Source organism: Streptomyces sp. ME19-01-6 (assembly GCF_033793745.1).
GTDB lineage: Bacteria > Actinomycetota > Actinomycetes > Streptomycetales > Streptomycetaceae > Streptomyces.
Genome location: NZ_JARAXF010000031.1, coordinates 35245 through 52234, shown reverse-complemented (window position 1 = coordinate 52234; position 16990 = coordinate 35245). Strand labels below are relative to the sequence as shown.

The following is a 16990-nucleotide window of genomic DNA, read 5'->3' as shown; positions in this document are numbered from 1 at the left end:
CGCCGGGTCAGCGCCCCGTTGGCCGTCAGGCCGCGGCGGCCGTGCCGAACGCGACGGCGAACGCGGCCCGCGTCGGCGATTCCGGGCGGCGGTCGAGCACGGCGAAGACGACGCGCTCGAAGCGCCCCGCGAAGCGTCCGGGGGCCGTCAGATGGGCGCGGAACGCCTCGGCCACCGCCGCCGGGTCGTTGCGGAACACCCCGCACCCCCAGGCGCCCAGCACGAGGTGGCGGTACCCGTGCAGGACGGCCACCTCCAGCACCCGCTCGGCACGCGAGGCCAGCGCCTTCGGAACGGCGGCCACCAGCTCGGGTGTCCGCTGGGCGATCACCCCGGCGTTCGGCTCCTGGTATGACGTCAGGAAGCCGACGTCATACCAGGAGCCGAACAGTGCATCCCGGCTGTTGCGGAATACCGGGACGACCGAGGAAGTGGATGACCCGGTCGCTTTGAAGCTCTCTCCCGCCTGAGGGTGGGAGATTCCCTCCTGGATCGCTCCGGCGGGTTTGACGGCGCTTACGTCCGCCCATTACGACGATCCTTCCGACCGCCGGACAGGTCAGTGACCTGTCGAAATTCGCCAACATGGTTACTGATGGCGATTAATGTCACCTTAGCAGGTTTTTGGCATACTCCGTGCCGCAGGGCAAGGAGCGCGCTCCAGGCTGCTCTCCCCGGCCACCTCGAACCGCGTGGCGCGGTCCGCAGGCCCGGCTTCGCTGCCCAGCGGCTCCGGCCCGTACCGTCAGGTCGCCCCGGCGGCCCGGGCGATCGGGCCGTCGAGGGAGACCTGGTGCCCCCGGGGCGCCCGGTACCGACCCTCGGCGACGATCCGTTCCGTCTCCTTGGCGATACCGCGCAACCGCGCGCTCATCCGCTTACCTCCGCGTAGCTGGGCCTTTCCGGCCCCGAGGTTACGCACCGGGATGATCGTGACGCGATGGAATTACCGCCCGCCCTCGGCCAGCCACGCGTCCTCCGTGGCGTAGTCGAAGAGATCGCGGGGCGGTGCGTACGCCTTCGCCATGAGGGGGAACGCCTCCTGCCAGCTCCGCCCGCCCGCCAGCTGACGGGCTGTCCACTCCACCGTCTCCGGCAGTGATTCGGCGTACCCGGTCGCCGCCCGGTAGCCCAGCTCGCGCTCCGCCGCCGACATGTCCAACACCATCGGCCGGGGCGTGCTCCAGGGGGTCTGCCCCAGACCCGGGCGCGGCGGCTCGCCGTCGATCGTGATCAGCTCGCTGGTGGCGCCCATCGCCGCGTCCACCGCCGCCGCGATCTCCGCGACCGTCGGCGCCTGCGGATCGCCCGCGTTGAGCACCCGAGAGCCGGGCTTGCGGGCGGCCAGGCGCACCAGCTCGGCGATGTTGTCCACGTGCACCGGGTGGAAACGGCTCGCGCCCCCGTGAGCGAGGATCCGCACCGCCCGCCCGTCGAGCACCCGCTTGACGAAGTACGCCTCGCGGGGCAGAGGGCTGTACAGGCCGTGAATCGCCCCGGCGCGCAGCAGCGTGGTCGGCAGCCGGTCCCCGGCGTTCAGCAGCTCTTGCTCCAGCGCGACCTTGCCCGTGCTGTAGGTGTCCTCGCTCGGCGGGACGGTCGGCTGCGACTCGGGGAGCGGTACGGGAAACTCCGGGAAGCCGTCCGGCTCGTCCTGGGTGTCGAAGCCGCGGCCCCGGTCGTCCTGGTAGACGGTGCAGCTGGAGATCACCACCGCCGATCCGATCCGGTCCGCGAGGCCGAGCAACTGCCCGGCGTGGCGCGCTCCGTAGGCCACACAGTCCAGCAGCACATCGCAGCCGTCTCCGAGGGCCGCCGCCAGCGCGGCGTCGTCCTCCCGGTCCACGGTCACGGTCCGTACGTCCTCGGGCCACCGCTCGTCGCGGCCGCCGCCGCGCGAGGCGGCCCGCACCTGCCAGCCCTCGGCGGCGAGGGCGCGCACCGCCGACCGTCCGATCTGTCCTGTGGCCCCGATCACAAATGCGTTTCCAGTGGTCATGGACGGACGCTACGAGCCCTCCGGCGGCCCGGGCCAGATCCGTTCGCCCTGCGCTGATCCGCTCTGGGCGCAATGGTCGTCCGGTCCGAAAGACTTCGATGAAGCAATGAAAATGAAAGAACGTGATCGATCCTTGCGTCATTTCCATTCATACTTCAGCGCATTTCTGAGAAAAACGCATATTCGTCTTGGCATCTGCCGAAAGCGCTATGCTCCTTGGCTCATAGGCGAGCTCTTCGCAGCCTCCTTCCCCCGCACTTCTCCCCGAAGTTCTCCCCGCACTTCTCCCTGCAATTTTCCCCGCTGTTCTTAAGGACGCCCATGGTATTTGCTGGCTCGTCACCCGGAGGCCGGCGGCCCGCCTCCGCGCTCGTATGGCTGATCCCTCCCGCCGCGACGGCGCTGGCCGCCGCGTTGGCCGCGGCCCGGGTTCCCACCGGGGCGCGGGCGGCGGTCGTCTGGTGCGGCTTGGCGGCGACGCTGGCGGTGGCCGTGGCGGCGGCCGAGGCGGTGCGCCGCGGGCGGGCCACCGCGGTCCTGCGTCTGAAGGCCGCCGAGCGGGAGGCCGCGCTGCGGCAGCGCCTGGTCGACCAGGAGGTGGAGACCAGACGGCTGGCCAAGGAGCTGCTCCCCGCGGCCGTGGACCGGCTGCGGCGCGGCGCGGAGCCCGCCGAGGTGATGAAGGACATCGACCACGCGCCGTGCCTCGACCCGGACTTCGAGTCCGCGCACCGGGCGGTCCTGGAGGAGCTGCTGCACACCGTGCGCGCCGAGGAGGACCTGAGGGACGCCGCGCAGCGGGCCTTCGTCAACATCGCCCGCCGCGTCCAGGCCATCACCCACCAGCAGGCCTACGACATGCGGGAGATGGAGGACAAGCACGGCGCCGACCCCGAGGTGTTCAGCGATCTGCTCCACCTCGACCACGGGAACGCGCTGATCGGCAGGATGGCGGACAGCATCGCGGTGCTCGGCGGCTCCCGCCCCGGCCGTCAGTGGCAGAACCCGGTGCCGCTGTACAACGTCTGCCGCGGCGCCATGTCGCGGATCCTGGAGTACCGGCGGGTCGATCTGCACTCGGTGGCGGACGTCGGCATCGTCGGCCCGAGCGTCGAGCCGCTGATCCACGCCATGGCCGAACTGCTGGACAACGCCACCCGCTACTCACCGCCGAAGACCCGGGTGCACCTGACCGCGGTCGAGGTCCAGTCCGGGGTCGCCATCGAGATCGAGGACGCCGGGGTGGGCCTGACGGAGGAGGCCCGCAGGCGCACCGACCTGGTGCTGGCCCACGCGGCGACCGGACTTGACCTCAACGACCTGGGCGAGACGCCGCGCCTGGGGCTCGCGGTGGTCGGCAGGCTCGCCCACAGGTACCGCTTCCAGTTCTCGCTGCGCCCCTCCGCGTACGGCGGCGTCCGCGCGGTCCTGGTCGTACCGCAGAGCATCATCTGCACCACCCCCGCGCCCGGCGGCATGATCGCCAGGGCCGCCAAGCTGCCCCCGCCCAAGCCGGTGACCCGGCCGACGCCCACCCCGGCGCCGACGCGCACCGGCCCCGGCCCCGGGCCCGTCTTCGACCGGAGCCGCGTTCCGGTGCCGCACAACACCGTCGGCCTGCCGCAGCGCCGCCGTCGGATGCCCCAGGTCACCCGGCCCGTCCGGGTCGAGACCGGCGCCGAGCCCGCGTGCCCGGGGCCCCCGGCGCCGGTCGACCCGCCCGTGGAGCCGGGGTTGTGGCTGGCCCCGTTCTTCAAAGGAATTTCCGGTGCGGCCGAGAACACCGAACCCGGCCGTCCGCACCGTGATGAATCGTCGAACACCTCGAATGAGTCGGATAAGGGTGAATAGGCAAGTGACGCAACCGCGGTACGACATGGACTGGATGCTCCGGGACCTGGCGACCAGCGTTCCGCAGACCCGCCACGTGGTGCTCCTCTCCTCGGACGGCCTGTGCATGGCACAGATCGGCGCCGACGAGGAAACCGCCGACCGGCTGGCCGCCGCCTGCGCGGGGCTGCAGAGCCTCTCGGGGGCGATCGCCGCCGAATTACCCGAGGGCGACGGGCGGATGAGACTGGTCGCCATCGAGGTCGGCGGCGGCTTTTTCTATCTGATGGCGGCGGGCGTCGGAGCGTATCTGGCGGTGCTGGCCGAGGACAGCGTGGACGCCGGGCTCATGGGCCAGTGCATGAGAAGCCTGGTGGCCCGGCTCGGCGAGCACCTGAGCAGTCCACCACGGGTCGACGGGCGGACAGCATGAGCGAACCGCGGGAGCGCCTCGCCGAAGGCGCCCCCGAGCGGCTGTACACCCTCACCGACGGCCGCGCGCGCCGGTCCGCGCGGGCCGGCGTCGAGTTGGTCACCCTGATCGTGGCGCGGGCCGAGCCGGAGCCGGGGACGCGCCCCGAGTGCGCGGCCGTCCTGAGGATGTGCCAGTTCCCGCTGTCCGTCGCCGAGATCTCCGCGTATCTGGCCCTGCCCGTCTCCGCGGTCACCGTGCTGCTCGCGGACCTGCTCGGGAACGACCAGGTGGAAACCCGGGCGCCGGTCCCCGCCGCCGCGCTGCCCGACCCCGAACTCCTCCAAGCGGTGATGCATGGACTACAGAAGCTCTGAAGCGCTCGTCGGCTCCGAAGCGCCCGTCGGACCGCGCAGCGAGGACACCCTGCCCTCCTCGGTGAGCGCGGCGGTCAAGGTGGTGATCGTCGGGGGGTTCGGCGTCGGCAAGACGACGATGGTCGGCTCGGTGAGTGAGATCCGGCCGCTGACCACCGAGGAGACCATGACCCAGGCCGGGGTCGGCGTGGACGACATCGCCGGGGTGGAGCGCAAGACCGAGACCACCGTGGCGATGGACTTCGGCCGCATCAGCCTGAACGACCGGCTGGTGCTCTATCTGTTCGGCACGCCCGGCCAGGAGCGCTTCTGGTTCCTGTGGGACGGCCTGTTCGAGGGCGCCCTGGGCGCCGTCGTACTCATCGACACCCGGCGCCTGGAGGTCAGCTTCGACGTGGTCGGGCGGCTGGAGGAGCGCGCCGTGCCCTTCGTCGTCGCCGTCAACGCCTTCCCCGAGGCCCCCGTCCATCCCATGCCGGAGCTGCGCGCCGCGATGGACCTGCCCGACTCCGTACCCGTGATCGACTGCGATGCCCGAAACCGCGGGTCCAGCCGCGACACCCTGCTGACCCTTGTGCGCTATCTGCACTCCCTCATCACCGTGACCCCGGAGACCCCGTGACCCCTCCCCCCGACCACCCCGGGTGCCCCGCCCACGCCGCCATCCGCTCCGGCGCCGCGGCGGACCTCTTCGGACCCGAGAACGAAGCCGACCCGATGGGCCTCTATGAGCGGCTGCGCGCCGAGCACGGCGCGGTGGCCCCCGTCCGGCTCGCCGGCGACCTGCCCGCGTGGCTGCTCCTGGGCTACCGGGAGAACCTGGAAGCGGCCCGCACCCCCTCCCGCTTCTCCCGCGACTCCCGGCACTGGGGCGACTGGCGGGAGGGCCGGGTCGCCCCCGACTCGCCGCTGCTGCCGGTGGTCGGCTGGCAGCCCATGTGCACCTTCGCCGACGGCGCCGAGCACGAGCGGCTGCGCGCGGCGCTCACCGGGAGCATGGACCGCTTCGACCGGCGCGGGATCCGCCGCCAGGTCACCCGGTTCACCCACCAGTTGGTCGACGAGTTCGCCACCGACGGGCACGCCGAGCTGGTGACCGCATTCGCCCAGCAGCTGCCCATGCTGGTGCTCACCCATCTGCTCGGCATGCCCGACGAGTACGGCCCGCGGCTGGTCGAGGCCAGCCGGGACCTGATCAAGGGCACCGACACGGCCATCAGCAGCAATGAGTACGTCACCGAGACGCTGGAGCACCTCGTGGCGCGCAAGCGCGCCGAGCCCGGCGCGGATCTGGCCTCCTGGCTGCTGGACCACCCCTCCGGGCTGACCGAGGAGGAGGTCGTCCAGCATCTGCGGCTGGTGCTGCTCACCGGCAACGAGACCACCACCAACCTGATGGCCAACACGCTGCGGATGGTGCTCACCGACCCGCGCTTCCGTGCCTCCCTGACCGGCGGCCAGATGACCCTGCCGGACGCCATCGAGCATGTGCTGTGGAACGAACCGCCGCTCGCCGTGATCCCCGGCCGCTGGGCGACCGGCGACACGGAACTGGGTGGGCGGCGGATCAGGGCCGGGGACATGCTGCTGCTCGGCCTGGCCGCCGGAAACGTCGACCCCGCCATCCGCCCCGACATCGCCGCGCCCATGTACGGCAACCGCTCGCACCTCTCCTTCAGCGGCGGGCCGCACGAATGCCCCGGCCAGGACATCGGCCGCGCCATCACCGACACCGGCATCGACACCCTGCTGCTGCGCCTGCCCGATCTGCGGCTGGCGGTCCCGGAGACCGGGCTGAGCTGGACGGCCTCATGGATCTCCCGCCACCTGGTGGAGCTGCCCGCCGAGTTCACGCCGCGCCGGGGCGACTCGGACACCGTGGAGACCGAGACGGGCCTGCTGGCACCGGACTTCCCGGCCCGCTATGTGCCCCCGCAGAACCCATCGCACCAGCCGGACGCGGCGGACCCGCCGGCGCCCCCGCGCGCGGCGGTTGCCGGGCCCGGGGCGCGGCTCTCCGGGCTCCGGGCCCGGTGGCGGTCCCTGTGGCGCGGGTTCAGGCCCGGGCCACCACCACCCCGACGGTGAGCAGGCCGAGCACCACCCAGCCGAACCAGAGCCACGCATTGCTGCCGAGGGCCACCGAGTACGCGGTCACCAGGACCAGGCCCCCTACCGTGCACGCGGTCATCGCCTTCGCAGATCCGGGCATCCCCGCAACCTCCTCAGCCCCAACGGCCCACGAGGCCATGGTCTTACGGACACCGCCCCCACCGCTAGACGTCGTTTGGCGGTGAGGGCAGCGGGGTGTACGGGCAGCGGGGTGGTCGGGCGGCGCGAAGCGGTCAGCGGCCGCGGGCCTGGAGCGACGCCAGATAGGCGTTGTACGCCGCGAGCTCCTGGTCGCCGTCCCGGTCCGCGGTACGGTCCGCACGCCGCGCCTGGCGCTGGTCGGACTTGTACCACTGGGCGAGCAGCGCGACCAGGACGATCACCGAGGGGACCTCGCTGAAGGCCCAGGCGATGCCGCCCGCCGCCGTCTGGTCGGACAGCGCGTCTATGCCGAGCGAGGCGGGCGGGTGCTCGTAGGCGCCGATCATGGGCTCGCTCGCCATCATCAGGGCGATCCCGAAGAAGGCGTGGAAGGGCATGCCCGCGAAGAGCTCCAGCATCCGCATCACATAGCCGGGCCGGTGCGGGCCCGGGTCCACCCCCATGATCGGCCAGAAGAAGAACAGGCCCACCAGCAGGAAGTGGGTCATCATCGCGATATGCCCGACCTTGCTCTCCATGAGGAAGTCGAAGAGCGGGGTGAAGTAGAGCCCGTACAGGCTCGCGATGAACATCGGGATCGTGAACGCCGGGTGGCTGACGATCCGCACATAGCGGCTGTGCAACAGCGCGACCAGCAGTTCCCTGGGCCCCTTGCGGCCGCGCGCGGCCGTCGGCAGGGCCCGCAGGGTCAGCGTCACGGGGGCGCCGAGCAGCACCAGGATCGGGGAGACCATGCTGACGACCATGTGCTGGACCATGTGCACGCTGAACATGACCATGCCGTAGTCATTGAGCTTGGTGCACATCACCAGCGCGATGGTGAGGACCCCCAGCGCGAACGACACGGTCCGGCTCACCGGCCAGCGGTCGCCGCGCCGCACCAGCCGCGCCACGCCCCAGCCGTACAGGGCGAGCGCCACCACACAGCCGACCAGGAAGAACGGGTCCCCGCCGAATTCCAGCCCTCGTGACAGCGTGAACGGCGGCAGATCCATGGGCATGCCGTGCCCGCCGTGATCCATGTGTTCTCCCTCTTTGCGCCTAAGCCGGCGCCGCTCTCGCGAACCTGGTCGCTCGCCGTGGTGGTGGCGCGAGTGATGGTCGCGGTACGGGCCGCCGGCCTTCGGCAGATGCGGTACCCAGTGCCGCGTCAGTCAAGGTTTGCCCGGTAGCGAGGCGTCCTGGTGCGGCCGGCTGCAAGGCGCCGGATCGGCCTCGTAGTGGGCCTACTCGGCTGATTCGGCAACGCAGCAGATGGCCGTGCCAGGGCGGCGAGCGGGGCAAACCTTGGCTGATGCGGCACTAGAGTACGCACTCGGCCTCGGAGTACCGCTCGGCGGGCACCGTCTTGAGGTCCTCGACGGCCTCCGCGAGCGGCACCAGCGTGATGTCCGTGCCGCGCAGCGCCGTCATCTGTCCGAAGTCGCCGCGGTGCACGGCCTCGACCGCGTGCCAGCCGAACCGGGTGGCCAGCACCCGGTCGTACGCCGTCGGCGTGCCGCCCCGCTGGACATGCCCCAGGATCACCGGCCGCGCCTCCTTTTCCAGGCGCCGCTCCAGCTCGACGGCGAGCTGCCGGGCCACCCCGGCGAACCGCTCATGGCCGTAGACGTCCGTGCCGCCCGCCTCGAAGTCCATGGTGCCCTCGAGCGGCTTGGCGCCCTCCGCCACGACCACGATCGCGAACTTCTTGCCCGCCTCGAAGCGCGCCCCGACGACCTTGGTCAGCTCGTCGATGTGGAACGGGCGCTCCGGCACCACGATCGCGTGGGCGCCCGCGGCCATGCCGGAGTGCAGCGCGATCCAGCCGGTGTGCCGCCCCATGACCTCGACGATCAGCACCCGCTGATGCGACTCGGCGGTGGTCTTCAGCCGGTCCAGGGCCTCGGTGGCCACGCCGACCGCCGTGTCGAAGCCGAAGGTCACATCGGTGGACGCGATGTCGTTGTCGATCGTCTTGGGGACGCCGACGATCGGCAGCCCGGAATCCGACAGCAGCCGGGCCGCCTTGAGCGTGCCCTCCCCGCCGATCGGGATGATCGCGTCCAGGCCGAGCTCGGCGACATGCCCCTTGGCGCGCTCCACGCCGTCACGCAGCCGGGTGGGCTGTACCCGGGTGGAGCCGAGGATGGTGCCCCCGAGCGCCAGGATGCCGCCTACGGCGTCCAGGTCGAGCTTCCGGTAGTCGCACTCCAGCAGGCCCTTCCACCCGTCCTGGAAGCCGATCACCTCGTCGCCGTGGTCGACGACCGCGCGGTGCACGATGGACCTGATCACAGCGTTCAGGCCGGGGCAGTCGCCGCCGGAAGTGAGCACACCAATGCGCATGGCCCTGATACCTCTGGAGTGTGGGCTGACGGCCGGACCGCGGTGTCCGGCGGGACCCCGCCACCCTACAAGCGAGGGGGGCGGCGGGGCCGTGGTGTGTCCGCCATGCGGGCGCCCGGAGCCGATCGGCGCACAGGAGCCGGCACGCGGATCAGAGTCGGCTCGCGAATATCTGGGCGATATGTGCCTTTTGTGGCTTACGAAGGCTGGGTGGCCGCCGCGATCCGTTCGTTGCGCAGCGCCTCGTACCACTGGTCGTTCACCGGCGGCAGCGCGTTCACATCCAGCGCCAGCTTCAGCAGCAGGTCCGCGATGTGCGGATTGCGCGCCATCACCGGGCCGTGCATGTAGGTGCCGAAGACGGTGTCGTTGTACGCGCCCTCGGTGCCGTCGCCCGTGCCGTTGCCGTTGCCGAACCGGACGCGCGCGAAGGGGCGCGCGGCCGGGCCCAGGTGGGTGACGCCCTGGTGGTTCTCGAAGCCGGTCAGCGGCGGCAGCCCCAGCCGGTCGTCGATGTCGCCCAGCACGTCGCCGACGCAGCGCTCGCCCTCGCCCCGGGTGCTGACCACATCGAGCAGCCCCAGGCCCGGCTCGCGCTGCCCGAGGTCGTTGATGAACTCGTGTCCCAGGATCTGGTAGCCCGCGCACACCGAGAACACGATGGCGCCGTTGGACACCGCGCGGTTCAGCCCGCCGTCGCGGCGCAGCCGCTCGGCCGCCAGCCGCTGCGGCCGGTCCTCGCCGCCGCCGATCAGATAGATGTCACCCGAGGTGGGGATCTGCTGGTCGGAGCGGACGTCGAGACGTGAGACGTCCAGTCCGCGCTGGCGCGCCCGGCGCTCCACGACCAGCGCGTTTCCCTGGTCGCCATAGGTGCTCAGCAGGTCCGGGTAGACCCACACCAGGCGCAGGCTGTTCTGGTTCATCCGTCGCAATTCCCTTATGCCCTTTTCGCTCGTGCGGACTCGCTCGTGCGGACTCAGTTGCCCACGCGGCGGCGCAGGTCCTGGAACGCGGTGTAGTTGGCGATCGTCTCGATCCGGCCGGGCGGGGCGATCTGCACGGCCTCGTCCACGGTCTCGCAGACCCGGAAGTCCAGCCCGGCGACCTCCAGCCGCACGGCCAGGTCCAGCTTGCGGTCGCCGATCACACAGATCGGGTGCCCGGCGAGCCGGGTGTAGTCCACGTCCCACAGCCAGGAGGTGTCGGTGCCGTCCGCGCCGCGGGCGTTCACCGACAGGATGACCGGGGTGGGCGGCGGGTCGATCAGGGAGAAGGTCTCCAGCCAGCCGGCGGGGTTCTTCGCCAGCAGCAGCCGCAGCTGGCGCTCCTGGAAGGTGACCACGTCGTACCGCCCGGCGACCGCCTGGACCTGGTACATCCGCTCCAGCGCCACCTGCGGCGGCACCCCGAAGGCCGCCGCGACGGCTGCCGAGGTGGCGGCGTTGGCCTTGTTGGCGCGGCCGGGGAGCTGGAGGTGGATGGGCCAGGCCGAGCCGTGCGGGTCCAGGACGTAGTCGCCGTTGAGCGCCCAGGTGGGGACGGGACGGCGGAAACCGCAGTCGCCGCAGACCCAGTCGTCGCCGGGGCGCTGCAGCACGCCGCCGCAGGACGGGCAGGACCAGGCGTCGTCCTTCCACTCCTGGCCCGCCGCGACCCAGACCACATTGGGCGAGGAGGAGGCGGCCCAGACGATCAGCGGATCGTCCGCGTTCGCGATCACCACGGCCTTGGTGCCGGACAGGCCCTCACGCCACTTCTCGGCGAGCATGCGCGTCTCCGCGGCCCGGTCGAGCTGGTCGCGCGAGAGGTTGAGCAGCGCGATGGCCTTCGGTTCCGTGTCGCGGGCCACCCCGGCGAGGTACTTCTCGTCGACCTCGATCACGCCGTAACGGGCGTCGGAGCCACCGGCGAGCGCCGAGGTGATCCCGGCGGGCATGTTGGCGCCGAGCGCGTTGGAGACGACCGGGCCGGCCGCCCGCAGCGCCTCGGCGATGAGCCGGGTGGTCGTGGTCTTGCCGTTGGTCGCCGACACCAGGATCACGTCCAGGTGCCGCGCCAGCCTGCCGAGCAGCTCGGGGTCGAGCCGCAGGGCCACCTTGCCGCCGATCACCGATCCGCTGCCGCGGCCCGCCGCCCGCGACACCGCCGCCGCGGCCTTGCCCGCCGTCACGGCCAGCTTGGCCCGCGGCGACAGCGGCTCCGAGTTGCCTGCCATCGTCTTCGTCCTCCTCGCATACCGGCGCCGCTCTTGCCCCCTGAGGCGCCGGTGGTACGCCCCCTCCGCGCCGGGGGAATCGCCAGCCGGGAGGCCACGGTCGGGGATCAGCCTATCGAGATCTGGGCGCTGTCCCGAATCTCACCCGCACAACCTAGGCTTTGTTGCCATGCGAAACAGCGCGATCCCCGGCAGTCGCGGACTGGTGCGGCCGATGCGGCTGCTCGGCGATCCGGTGCTGGCCACGGGCTGCGAGGAGGTCACCGTCTTCGACGCGGCCCTCGCCCGGCTGGTCGAGGACATGTACGCGACGATGTACGCGGCGCAGGGCGTCGGTCTCGCCGCCAACCAGGTCGGAGTGGGCCTGCGGGTGTTCGTCCACGACTGCCCGGACGACGAGGACCGCCGGCATCTGGGGCATGTGGTCAATCCGCGGCTGGTCGAGGCCTGCGGGGTGACGGTGCGGGGGCCGGAGGGCTGTCTGTCGCTGCCCGGCATCGAGGCGGGCACCCCGCGCTACGACCACGCGGTCGTGGAGGGCGTGACGGTGACCGGGGAGCCGGTGCGGGTGGAAGGCACGGGCTTCTTCGCGCGCTGTCTGCAGCACGAGTGCGACCACCTCGACGGGCGGCTGTTCACCGACCGGCTCACCGGGCTGCGGCGCCGGCGGGCGCTGCGCGCCGTGCGGCGGGCGCCCTGGGCCGCGGACGCACCGTAGGCCCTGTCCGGACCTGTGGCCCCGTCCCCGCTCAGAGTCCCCGCTCAGAAGCCGGGCGCGCCGACGCGGTCGTCCATGGTGGCCAGCCGCCCCCACAGCAGATCGGTGAGGTGCCGCACCAACTGGGCGCGGGAACAGGGCCGCTCGCGCAGCCACCAGTCGCCCGCCGCGTGCATCATGCCGACGATTCCGTGTCCCCAGACGCGGGCCAGCTCCGTGCCCCCGGGGCCGAGGTCGAGCCGATCGGCGATCACCTTGGCCAGCTCCTCGCCGAGGCGGCGCAGCACCGGGGCGGAGTGGCGGCCGATGTCGAAGCCCCGCTCGGCCTGGGGGGCGTCGTCGGAGGGGTGCATCAGGAAGCGGTAGACCTGAGGGCGTGCCTCTATCGCCGCCAGATAGGTGTCCAGCGTGGCCTCGACGCGCTCCCGGCGGTCGTTGGGGGCGTCGAGGGCGGCGCGCAGCGAGGAGAGCAGCGCGTCGGTGTGGCGCTTGGCCAGGGCGCGGTAGAGCCCGCTCTTGTCGCCGAAGTGGCGGTACAGGATGGGTTTGGTGATGCCCGCCTCCGCCGCGATGGCGTTCATCGAGGCGTCGGGCCCGTCCCGCAGCACCACCCGGTCCGCCGCCTCCAGCAGCTCCTTGCGCCGCCGCTCGGTCGCCTGCTGCTGATCGTCGCGCTGGCTGGTGCCGGTGTCCATGAAGTCGCCTCCCGCCCCCTGGTGCTTCTTTACGCCTGCGAAACGTAACACCCTTGGCTCAAGCGAGGGGGTGGATCGGCTGGGGGAGTTGACATCGTCTACTCGTGAGTAACAGACTCTTGTTACCGACGGTAATAGTCAGGTGGAGGGGTAATGCCGGAATTCTCGTTCGAGCTCGACGACGACCAGAGGGCGGTCCGCGACTGGATTCACGGATTTGCGGTCGAGGTGATGCGCCCGGCCGCCGCGGAATGGGACGAGCGGGAGGAAACCCCCTGGCCGGTCATCCAGGAGGCCGCCAAGATCGGACTGTACTCGCTGGACTTCTACGCCCAGCAGTACTTCGACCCCACCGGTCTCGGCATCCCGATGACGATGGAAGAGCTCTTCTGGGGCGACGCCGGCATCGCGCTCTCCATCGTCGGCACCTCCCTGGCCGCCGTCGCCGTCCTCGCCAACGGCACCGAGGAACAGGTCGGCACCTGGATCCCGCCCATGTACGGCGACGCGAACGACGTGAAGGTCGCCGCGTTCTGCTCCTCCGAGCCGGACGCCGGGTCGGACGTCGCCGCGATGCGCACCCGGGCCGTCTACGACGAGGCCAAGGACGAATGGGTCATCAACGGCACCAAGACCTGGGTCACCAACGGCGGCATCGCGGGCGTCCACGTCGTCATCGCCTCCGTCGACCCGGACCTGGGCGCGCGCGGCCACGCCTCCTTCGTGGTGCCCCCGGGCACGCCCGGCCTCTCCCAGGGCCAGAAGTTCAAGAAGCACGGTATCCGCGCCTCGCACACCGCCGAGGTGGTCCTGGAGGACGTCCGCGTCCCCGGCCACTGCCTGCTCGGCGGCAAGGAGAAGCTCGAGGAGCGCCTCGCCCGCGCCCGCGAGCGGGCCCGCAGCGGCACCGAGCGCGGCAAGAACGCCGCCATGGCGACCTTCGAGGCCTCGCGCCCGGCGGTCGGCGCCCAGGCGGTCGGCGTGGCCCGCGCGGCGTACGAGGTCGCGCTCGAATACGCCAAGGACCGGGTGCAGTTCGGCCGGCCCATCATCGACAACCAGGGCATCGCCTTCCAACTCGCCGACATGCGCACCCGGATCGACGCGGCGCGCCTGCTGGTGTGGCGCGCCTCCTGGATGGCCACCGCGGGCAAGTCCTTCGGCGCCGCGGAGGGGTCGATGTCCAAGCTCTTCGCCGGAGAGACGGCGAAGTCGGTGACGGCCCAGGCGGTGCAGATCCTCGGGGGCAACGGATTCACCCGTGAGTACCCGGTGGAGCGGATGCACCGCGATGCGGCGATCTTCACCATTTTCGAGGGCACGAGCGAGATCCAGCGCCTGGTGATCGCCCGCACCCTGTCCGGCATGCAGATCCGTTAGGGGCGGGCGCCGGGGCGTCAGGGTTTGCGGGCGACGCCCCCGTAGACATCGGTCTTCTCGACGGGCGCGCCGGCGGGCTCGGGGCGCCACAGCGGGCAGGAGACGACGCCGGGCTCGATCAGCTCCAGGCCGTCGTAGAAGCGCGCGACCTGCTCGGGGCTGCGCAGGACGTAGGGGATCGCGCCGGTGTCGTCGTAGCCCTGCTGGGCCTGCTGGAGCGCCTGGTCGGTGTCCGTGCTGTCGTAGTGCACGAAGTAGCTGCCGGAGGGGAGCGCGTCCTGGAGCCGCCGCGCTATCGCCCGGGCCTCGTCGTAGTCCTGGACATGGCCGAGGATGCCCATCAGCATGAGCGCGACGGGGCGGCTGAAGTCCAGCGTCTTGCTCGCGGCCTCGAGGATTGTGTCCGGCTCGTGCAGATCGGCGTCGATGTAGTCGGTGACGCCCTCGGGGGTGCTGGTGAGCAGGGCCTGGGCGTGCCGGAGCACCAGGGGGTCGTTGTCGACGTAGACGATCCGGGCCTCGGGGGCGACCCGCTGGGCGACCTGGTGGGTGTTGTCGTACGTCGGCAGCCCGGTGCCGATGTCCAGGAACTGGCGGATCCCGGCCTCTCCGGCCACGTGCGTCACCGTGCGGATCAGATACGCCCGGGACGCGCGGGCCATGACCTCGATGGTCGGCGCGACCTCGCGGTACTGGTCGCCGGCCACCCGGTCGACCTCGTAGTTGTCCTTGCCGCCCATCCAGTAGTTCCAGATGCGGGCCGAGTGCGGCACGGACGTGTCGATCTTGCCTAAGGCGGCCTGCCGACCGGGGGTGGACGAGCCGTGAGTCATCTAGGGATTCTCCTGCCATGCGTGAGGCCGTACGCGGAGCTCCAACTTACCGCCGAGGCCGGGTACTTCGCGGCGCCTGAGCGCAGGGTGAAGACCGGGGCGTGCTGGGCGAGGGTCGTGAAGGCGCGCTCATAGGCGGCGGTCGCGGCCTCGGTCTCCGCCATGGCCGCGGCTGTGGCGCCCCGCCCGGCCAGCCGCTCCGTGCGCGCGGGGGGCGCCGTCAGATGGACGAACGCGCCGCCGCGCTCGGCCACCGTCTCGGCGAAGTCGAAGGCCTGGATCCATGTCACCCGGGAGTGTCCCCGGCGCAGCGGCCCGTAGACGAGCTCGCCGACGAACCCGGAGTCCACCGCGAGCGGCCCGGGGCGCCGCAGCAGCTCCCGGTACGGCCGCGCCGGGTCGAGCGCGGGCAGTTCGGTCGGCGAGCGCTCGACGGCGAACCCGTGGCGGTGGGCCAGCCAGGTCAGCAGCCCGGCCCGGGTGGCGCCGGAGCAGCCCTCCACGATCAGAACGCGGTGCCGCGCAGCCTCCTGAAGATCCATCCCCGCCACCCCGGTCATCTCCGCAGCCGTCCGTCGATCTCGCACGGGGCATTCAGTGTGCGTGGCCCGGTCGGTCGAGGGGAGTCCGGGGCCGGGTTGTGCGGTTGTGCGGGCGTAGTGGTTTCCGGGACGGCTTTCCGGTGTGGCGCGGGCCGATCAGGCGATGAGGAAGTCGGCCCGGCCTGCCTTCGCGAATTCGAGGAACGAGGCGACCTCGGCCCGGGAGTAGATCAGGGCCGGCCCGGCCGGGTCCGTGGACTGACGGAGCGCGACGCGGCCGTCCGGCAGCTTCTTGGCCTCGATGCAGGTGCCGCCGTTGGTTCCGCTCCAGGGCTTTTCCCAGCCCTCGGTGCCGAGGTCCATGGCCGGCATTCCGCTGTAGACCGGGTCCGTCATGTCAGAGCTCCTTACGCAGTTCGGCCAGGATGGGTATCGTCTCGCCGACCGGCTCGGCCTGGACGGCCATCCGGTCCAGCACCTCGAGACAGGTGACCACTTCGCCCGGCTGGTCCACATAGACCGCGCCGGTGATGCCCTCCGTGTAGACGACGTCGGGCAGTTCGGAGAATCCGAAGCGGAAGTAGTGCAGGGGGCCGAAGGCCCCGGGGTGCGGCCCCGCCGTGAACCGCATGATCTGCAGCCGGACCTTGGGCATCGCCAGGGTCTCGATGAGGTGGTCGATCTGCCGGCGCATCACCTCGGCCCCGCCGACGGGGCGGCGCAGCGCCGTCTCCTCCAGGATGGCCCAGATGGTCGGGGCGTCCGGCTTGGAGAGCAGGCTCTGACGCTTGACGCGCAGGGCGATCCGGCGCTCGATCTCCTCGCCCGTGTCGCCCGGGAAACCGGCGCGCAGCACCGCGCGGGCGTAGTCCTCGGTCTGCAGCAGACCGGGGACGTAGTGCGGTTCGTAGGCGCGGATGACGGTGGCCTCGCTCTCCAGGCTCACATACGCGCTGAACCACTCCGGTACGACATCGCGGAACTGGTGCCACCAGCCGGGTTGGTTGGCCTCCCGGGTCAGGTCCAGGAAGTCGTCGATCTCCGGTGAGGGGACGCCGTAGGTCCGCAGCAACTCCTTGACGTACGGGATCTTCAGGCCGACTTCGGCCTTCTCCATCCGGCGGACCGTCAGCGGCGTCACCTCGACGGCCCGGGCGGCCTCCTCGAACGATATGTGGGCCTGCTCCCGCAGATGGCGCAGGCGCTTGCCCAGGACCATGCGTAAGACGGTGGGGGCGGCGCTCCCCGGCCGTGCCTCACTCACGTCCTGCCTCCCGCAATCACCGTCATGTGGGTGCAGTGTGCCATGACCTCGGAGCACCTGACAGAGCGATGCGGATCGTTTTGAAATTATCAGAACGAAGCTTGCGAGCTGAGTCTGTCG

The 16990-nt window shown here is 71.4% G+C and carries 20 protein-coding genes; 7 read left to right on the top strand and 13 right to left on the bottom strand.

The features are described 5' to 3' along the window. Positions 1 to 25: 25 nt before the first annotated feature. The 3 genes from PV419_RS53560 to PV419_RS41675 all read right to left on the bottom strand — a co-directional run bounded on the left by PV419_RS53560 (position 26) and on the right by PV419_RS41675 (position 1999). Entirely contained in the window at positions 26 to 391 is a 366-nt protein-coding gene (locus PV419_RS53560; RefSeq protein WP_415925494.1) for a TIGR02452 family protein, read from the bottom strand. Positions 392 to 745: 354 nt separating this feature from the next. Then, on the bottom strand, positions 746 to 922 hold the full coding sequence (locus PV419_RS53555) for a hypothetical protein (protein WP_415925492.1): 177 nt from the start codon (positions 920 to 922) through the stop codon (positions 746 to 748). Positions 923 to 946: 24 nt separating this feature from the next. Beyond that, positions 947 to 1999, bottom strand: coding sequence for an NAD-dependent epimerase/dehydratase family protein (locus PV419_RS41675; protein WP_319697993.1), 1053 nt, complete (start codon positions 1997 to 1999; stop codon positions 947 to 949). 321 nt (positions 2000 to 2320) lie between these two features. On the opposite strand from PV419_RS41675, the gene PV419_RS41670 reads away from it, so the two are divergent. The 5 genes from PV419_RS41670 to PV419_RS41650 are packed head-to-tail and all read left to right on the top strand — an operon-like array spanning position 2321 to position 6706. Further along, on the top strand, positions 2321 to 3850 hold the full coding sequence (locus tag PV419_RS41670; protein ID WP_319697991.1) for an ATP-binding protein: 1530 nt from the start codon (positions 2321 to 2323) through the stop codon (positions 3848 to 3850). 25 nt (positions 3851 to 3875) lie between these two features. Then, positions 3876 to 4262: a roadblock/LC7 domain-containing protein gene (locus PV419_RS41665; protein ID WP_415925493.1), complete on the top strand. Its 387-nt coding sequence runs from the start codon at positions 3876 to 3878 to the stop codon at positions 4260 to 4262. Next, complete coding sequence (locus PV419_RS41660; protein ID WP_319697988.1) at positions 4259 to 4618, top strand: DUF742 domain-containing protein; 360 nt, start codon at positions 4259 to 4261, stop codon at positions 4616 to 4618. Before PV419_RS41665 ends, PV419_RS41660 begins: the two co-directional genes overlap by 4 nt. Continuing rightward, a complete protein-coding gene (locus PV419_RS41655) occupies positions 4599 to 5240 on the top strand; it encodes a GTP-binding protein (protein ID WP_319697987.1) in 642 nt (213 codons plus the stop codon). Before PV419_RS41660 ends, PV419_RS41655 begins: the two co-directional genes overlap by 20 nt. Then, positions 5237 to 6706 carry a cytochrome P450 gene (locus PV419_RS41650; protein ID WP_415925491.1) on the top strand — a complete coding sequence of 490 codons (1470 nt, stop codon included), beginning with the start codon at positions 5237 to 5239 and terminating at the stop codon, positions 6704 to 6706. The genes PV419_RS41655 and PV419_RS41650 overlap by 4 nt, the downstream gene beginning before the upstream one ends. Here PV419_RS41650 and PV419_RS41645 read toward each other — a convergent pair. The 5 genes from PV419_RS41645 to PV419_RS41625 all read right to left on the bottom strand — a co-directional run bounded on the left by PV419_RS41645 (position 6675) and on the right by PV419_RS41625 (position 11438). Further along, complete coding sequence (locus PV419_RS41645) at positions 6675 to 6830, bottom strand: hypothetical protein (RefSeq protein WP_319697986.1); 156 nt, start codon at positions 6828 to 6830, stop codon at positions 6675 to 6677. The two genes, PV419_RS41650 and PV419_RS41645, sit on opposite strands and share 32 nt — an antisense overlap. A gap of 133 nt (positions 6831 to 6963) precedes the next feature. Next, positions 6964 to 7914, bottom strand: a complete 951-nt coding sequence (locus PV419_RS41640; RefSeq protein WP_319697984.1) for a cytochrome c oxidase assembly protein — start codon at positions 7912 to 7914, stop codon at positions 6964 to 6966. Between the two features lie 280 nt (positions 7915 to 8194). After that, positions 8195 to 9220, bottom strand: coding sequence for a 6-phosphofructokinase (locus tag PV419_RS41635; RefSeq protein WP_319697982.1), 1026 nt, complete (start codon positions 9218 to 9220; stop codon positions 8195 to 8197). Positions 9221 to 9417: 197 nt separating this feature from the next. Further along, a complete protein-coding gene (locus tag PV419_RS41630) occupies positions 9418 to 10146 on the bottom strand; it encodes a glutamine amidotransferase (RefSeq protein ID WP_319697980.1) in 729 nt (242 codons plus the stop codon). 53 nt (positions 10147 to 10199) lie between these two features. After that, on the bottom strand, positions 10200 to 11438 hold the full coding sequence (locus PV419_RS41625) for a Mur ligase family protein (protein ID WP_319697978.1): 1239 nt from the start codon (positions 11436 to 11438) through the stop codon (positions 10200 to 10202). 169 nt (positions 11439 to 11607) lie between these two features. Between PV419_RS41625 and def the strand changes: the two genes are divergently transcribed. After that, positions 11608 to 12156, top strand: coding sequence for a peptide deformylase (def, locus tag PV419_RS41620; RefSeq protein WP_319697976.1), 549 nt, complete (start codon positions 11608 to 11610; stop codon positions 12154 to 12156). A 44-nt stretch (positions 12157 to 12200) separates the two neighbouring features. Here def and PV419_RS41615 read toward each other — a convergent pair whose 3' ends face one another. Beyond that, a complete protein-coding gene (locus tag PV419_RS41615) occupies positions 12201 to 12851 on the bottom strand; it encodes a TetR family transcriptional regulator (RefSeq protein ID WP_319697975.1) in 651 nt (216 codons plus the stop codon). Positions 12852 to 13004: 153 nt separating this feature from the next. Here PV419_RS41615 and PV419_RS41610 point away from each other — a divergent pair, with 153 nt between their 5' ends. Then, complete coding sequence (locus tag PV419_RS41610) at positions 13005 to 14231, top strand: acyl-CoA dehydrogenase family protein (RefSeq protein ID WP_319697974.1); 1227 nt, start codon at positions 13005 to 13007, stop codon at positions 14229 to 14231. 17 nt (positions 14232 to 14248) lie between these two features. On the opposite strand, the gene PV419_RS41605 is transcribed toward PV419_RS41610, so the two are convergent. From PV419_RS41605 to PV419_RS41590, 4 genes are all read right to left on the bottom strand, one after another. Continuing rightward, positions 14249 to 15064, bottom strand: a complete 816-nt coding sequence (locus tag PV419_RS41605) for an SAM-dependent methyltransferase (RefSeq protein WP_319697972.1) — start codon at positions 15062 to 15064, stop codon at positions 14249 to 14251. Then, positions 15061 to 15606 carry a hypothetical protein gene (locus PV419_RS41600; protein ID WP_319697971.1) on the bottom strand — a complete coding sequence of 182 codons (546 nt, stop codon included), beginning with the start codon at positions 15604 to 15606 and terminating at the stop codon, positions 15061 to 15063. The genes PV419_RS41605 and PV419_RS41600 overlap by 4 nt, the downstream gene beginning before the upstream one ends. Before the next feature lie 156 nt (positions 15607 to 15762). Then, positions 15763 to 16002, bottom strand: a complete 240-nt coding sequence (locus tag PV419_RS41595) for a DUF397 domain-containing protein (protein ID WP_319697969.1) — start codon at positions 16000 to 16002, stop codon at positions 15763 to 15765. Between the two features lies 1 nt (position 16003). Next, positions 16004 to 16825 (bottom strand): helix-turn-helix transcriptional regulator, encoded by an 822-nt coding sequence (locus PV419_RS41590; RefSeq protein WP_319698099.1) that lies wholly within the window; start codon positions 16823 to 16825, stop codon positions 16004 to 16006. Between the last annotated feature and the right edge of the window lie 165 nt (positions 16826 to 16990).

What these genes read in the sequence shown, in the direction of transcription:
- PV419_RS41615 (WP_319697975.1), bottom strand. Translation starts at nt 12,851, where the DNA reads ATGGACACCGGCACCAGCCAGCGCGACGATCAGCAGCAGGCGACCGAG.
- PV419_RS41600 (WP_319697971.1), bottom strand. Translation starts at nt 15,606, where the DNA reads ATGGATCTTCAGGAGGCTGCGCGGCACCGCGTTCTGATCGTGGAGGGC.
- PV419_RS41610 (WP_319697974.1), top strand. Translation starts at nt 13,005, where the DNA reads ATGCCGGAATTCTCGTTCGAGCTCGACGACGACCAGAGGGCGGTCCGC.
- PV419_RS41595 (WP_319697969.1), bottom strand. Translation starts at nt 16,002, where the DNA reads ATGACGGACCCGGTCTACAGCGGAATGCCGGCCATGGACCTCGGCACC.
- PV419_RS41625 (WP_319697978.1), bottom strand. Translation starts at nt 11,438, where the DNA reads ATGGCAGGCAACTCGGAGCCGCTGTCGCCGCGGGCCAAGCTGGCCGTG.
- PV419_RS41590 (WP_319698099.1), bottom strand. Translation starts at nt 16,825, where the DNA reads ATGGTCCTGGGCAAGCGCCTGCGCCATCTGCGGGAGCAGGCCCACATA.
- PV419_RS41635 (WP_319697982.1), bottom strand. Translation starts at nt 9,220, where the DNA reads ATGCGCATTGGTGTGCTCACTTCCGGCGGCGACTGCCCCGGCCTGAAC.
- PV419_RS41670 (WP_319697991.1), top strand. Translation starts at nt 2,321, where the DNA reads ATGGTATTTGCTGGCTCGTCACCCGGAGGCCGGCGGCCCGCCTCCGCG.
- PV419_RS41605 (WP_319697972.1), bottom strand. Translation starts at nt 15,064, where the DNA reads ATGACTCACGGCTCGTCCACCCCCGGTCGGCAGGCCGCCTTAGGCAAG.
- PV419_RS41630 (WP_319697980.1), bottom strand. Translation starts at nt 10,146, where the DNA reads ATGAACCAGAACAGCCTGCGCCTGGTGTGGGTCTACCCGGACCTGCTG.
- PV419_RS41665 (WP_415925493.1), top strand. Translation starts at nt 3,876, where the DNA reads ATGGACTGGATGCTCCGGGACCTGGCGACCAGCGTTCCGCAGACCCGC.
- PV419_RS41655 (WP_319697987.1), top strand. Translation starts at nt 4,599, where the DNA reads ATGGACTACAGAAGCTCTGAAGCGCTCGTCGGCTCCGAAGCGCCCGTC.
- PV419_RS41675 (WP_319697993.1), bottom strand. Translation starts at nt 1,999, where the DNA reads ATGACCACTGGAAACGCATTTGTGATCGGGGCCACAGGACAGATCGGA.
- def (WP_319697976.1), top strand. Translation starts at nt 11,608, where the DNA reads ATGCGAAACAGCGCGATCCCCGGCAGTCGCGGACTGGTGCGGCCGATG.
- PV419_RS41645 (WP_319697986.1), bottom strand. Translation starts at nt 6,830, where the DNA reads ATGCCCGGATCTGCGAAGGCGATGACCGCGTGCACGGTAGGGGGCCTG.
- PV419_RS41660 (WP_319697988.1), top strand. Translation starts at nt 4,259, where the DNA reads ATGAGCGAACCGCGGGAGCGCCTCGCCGAAGGCGCCCCCGAGCGGCTG.
- PV419_RS41640 (WP_319697984.1), bottom strand. Translation starts at nt 7,914, where the DNA reads ATGGATCACGGCGGGCACGGCATGCCCATGGATCTGCCGCCGTTCACG.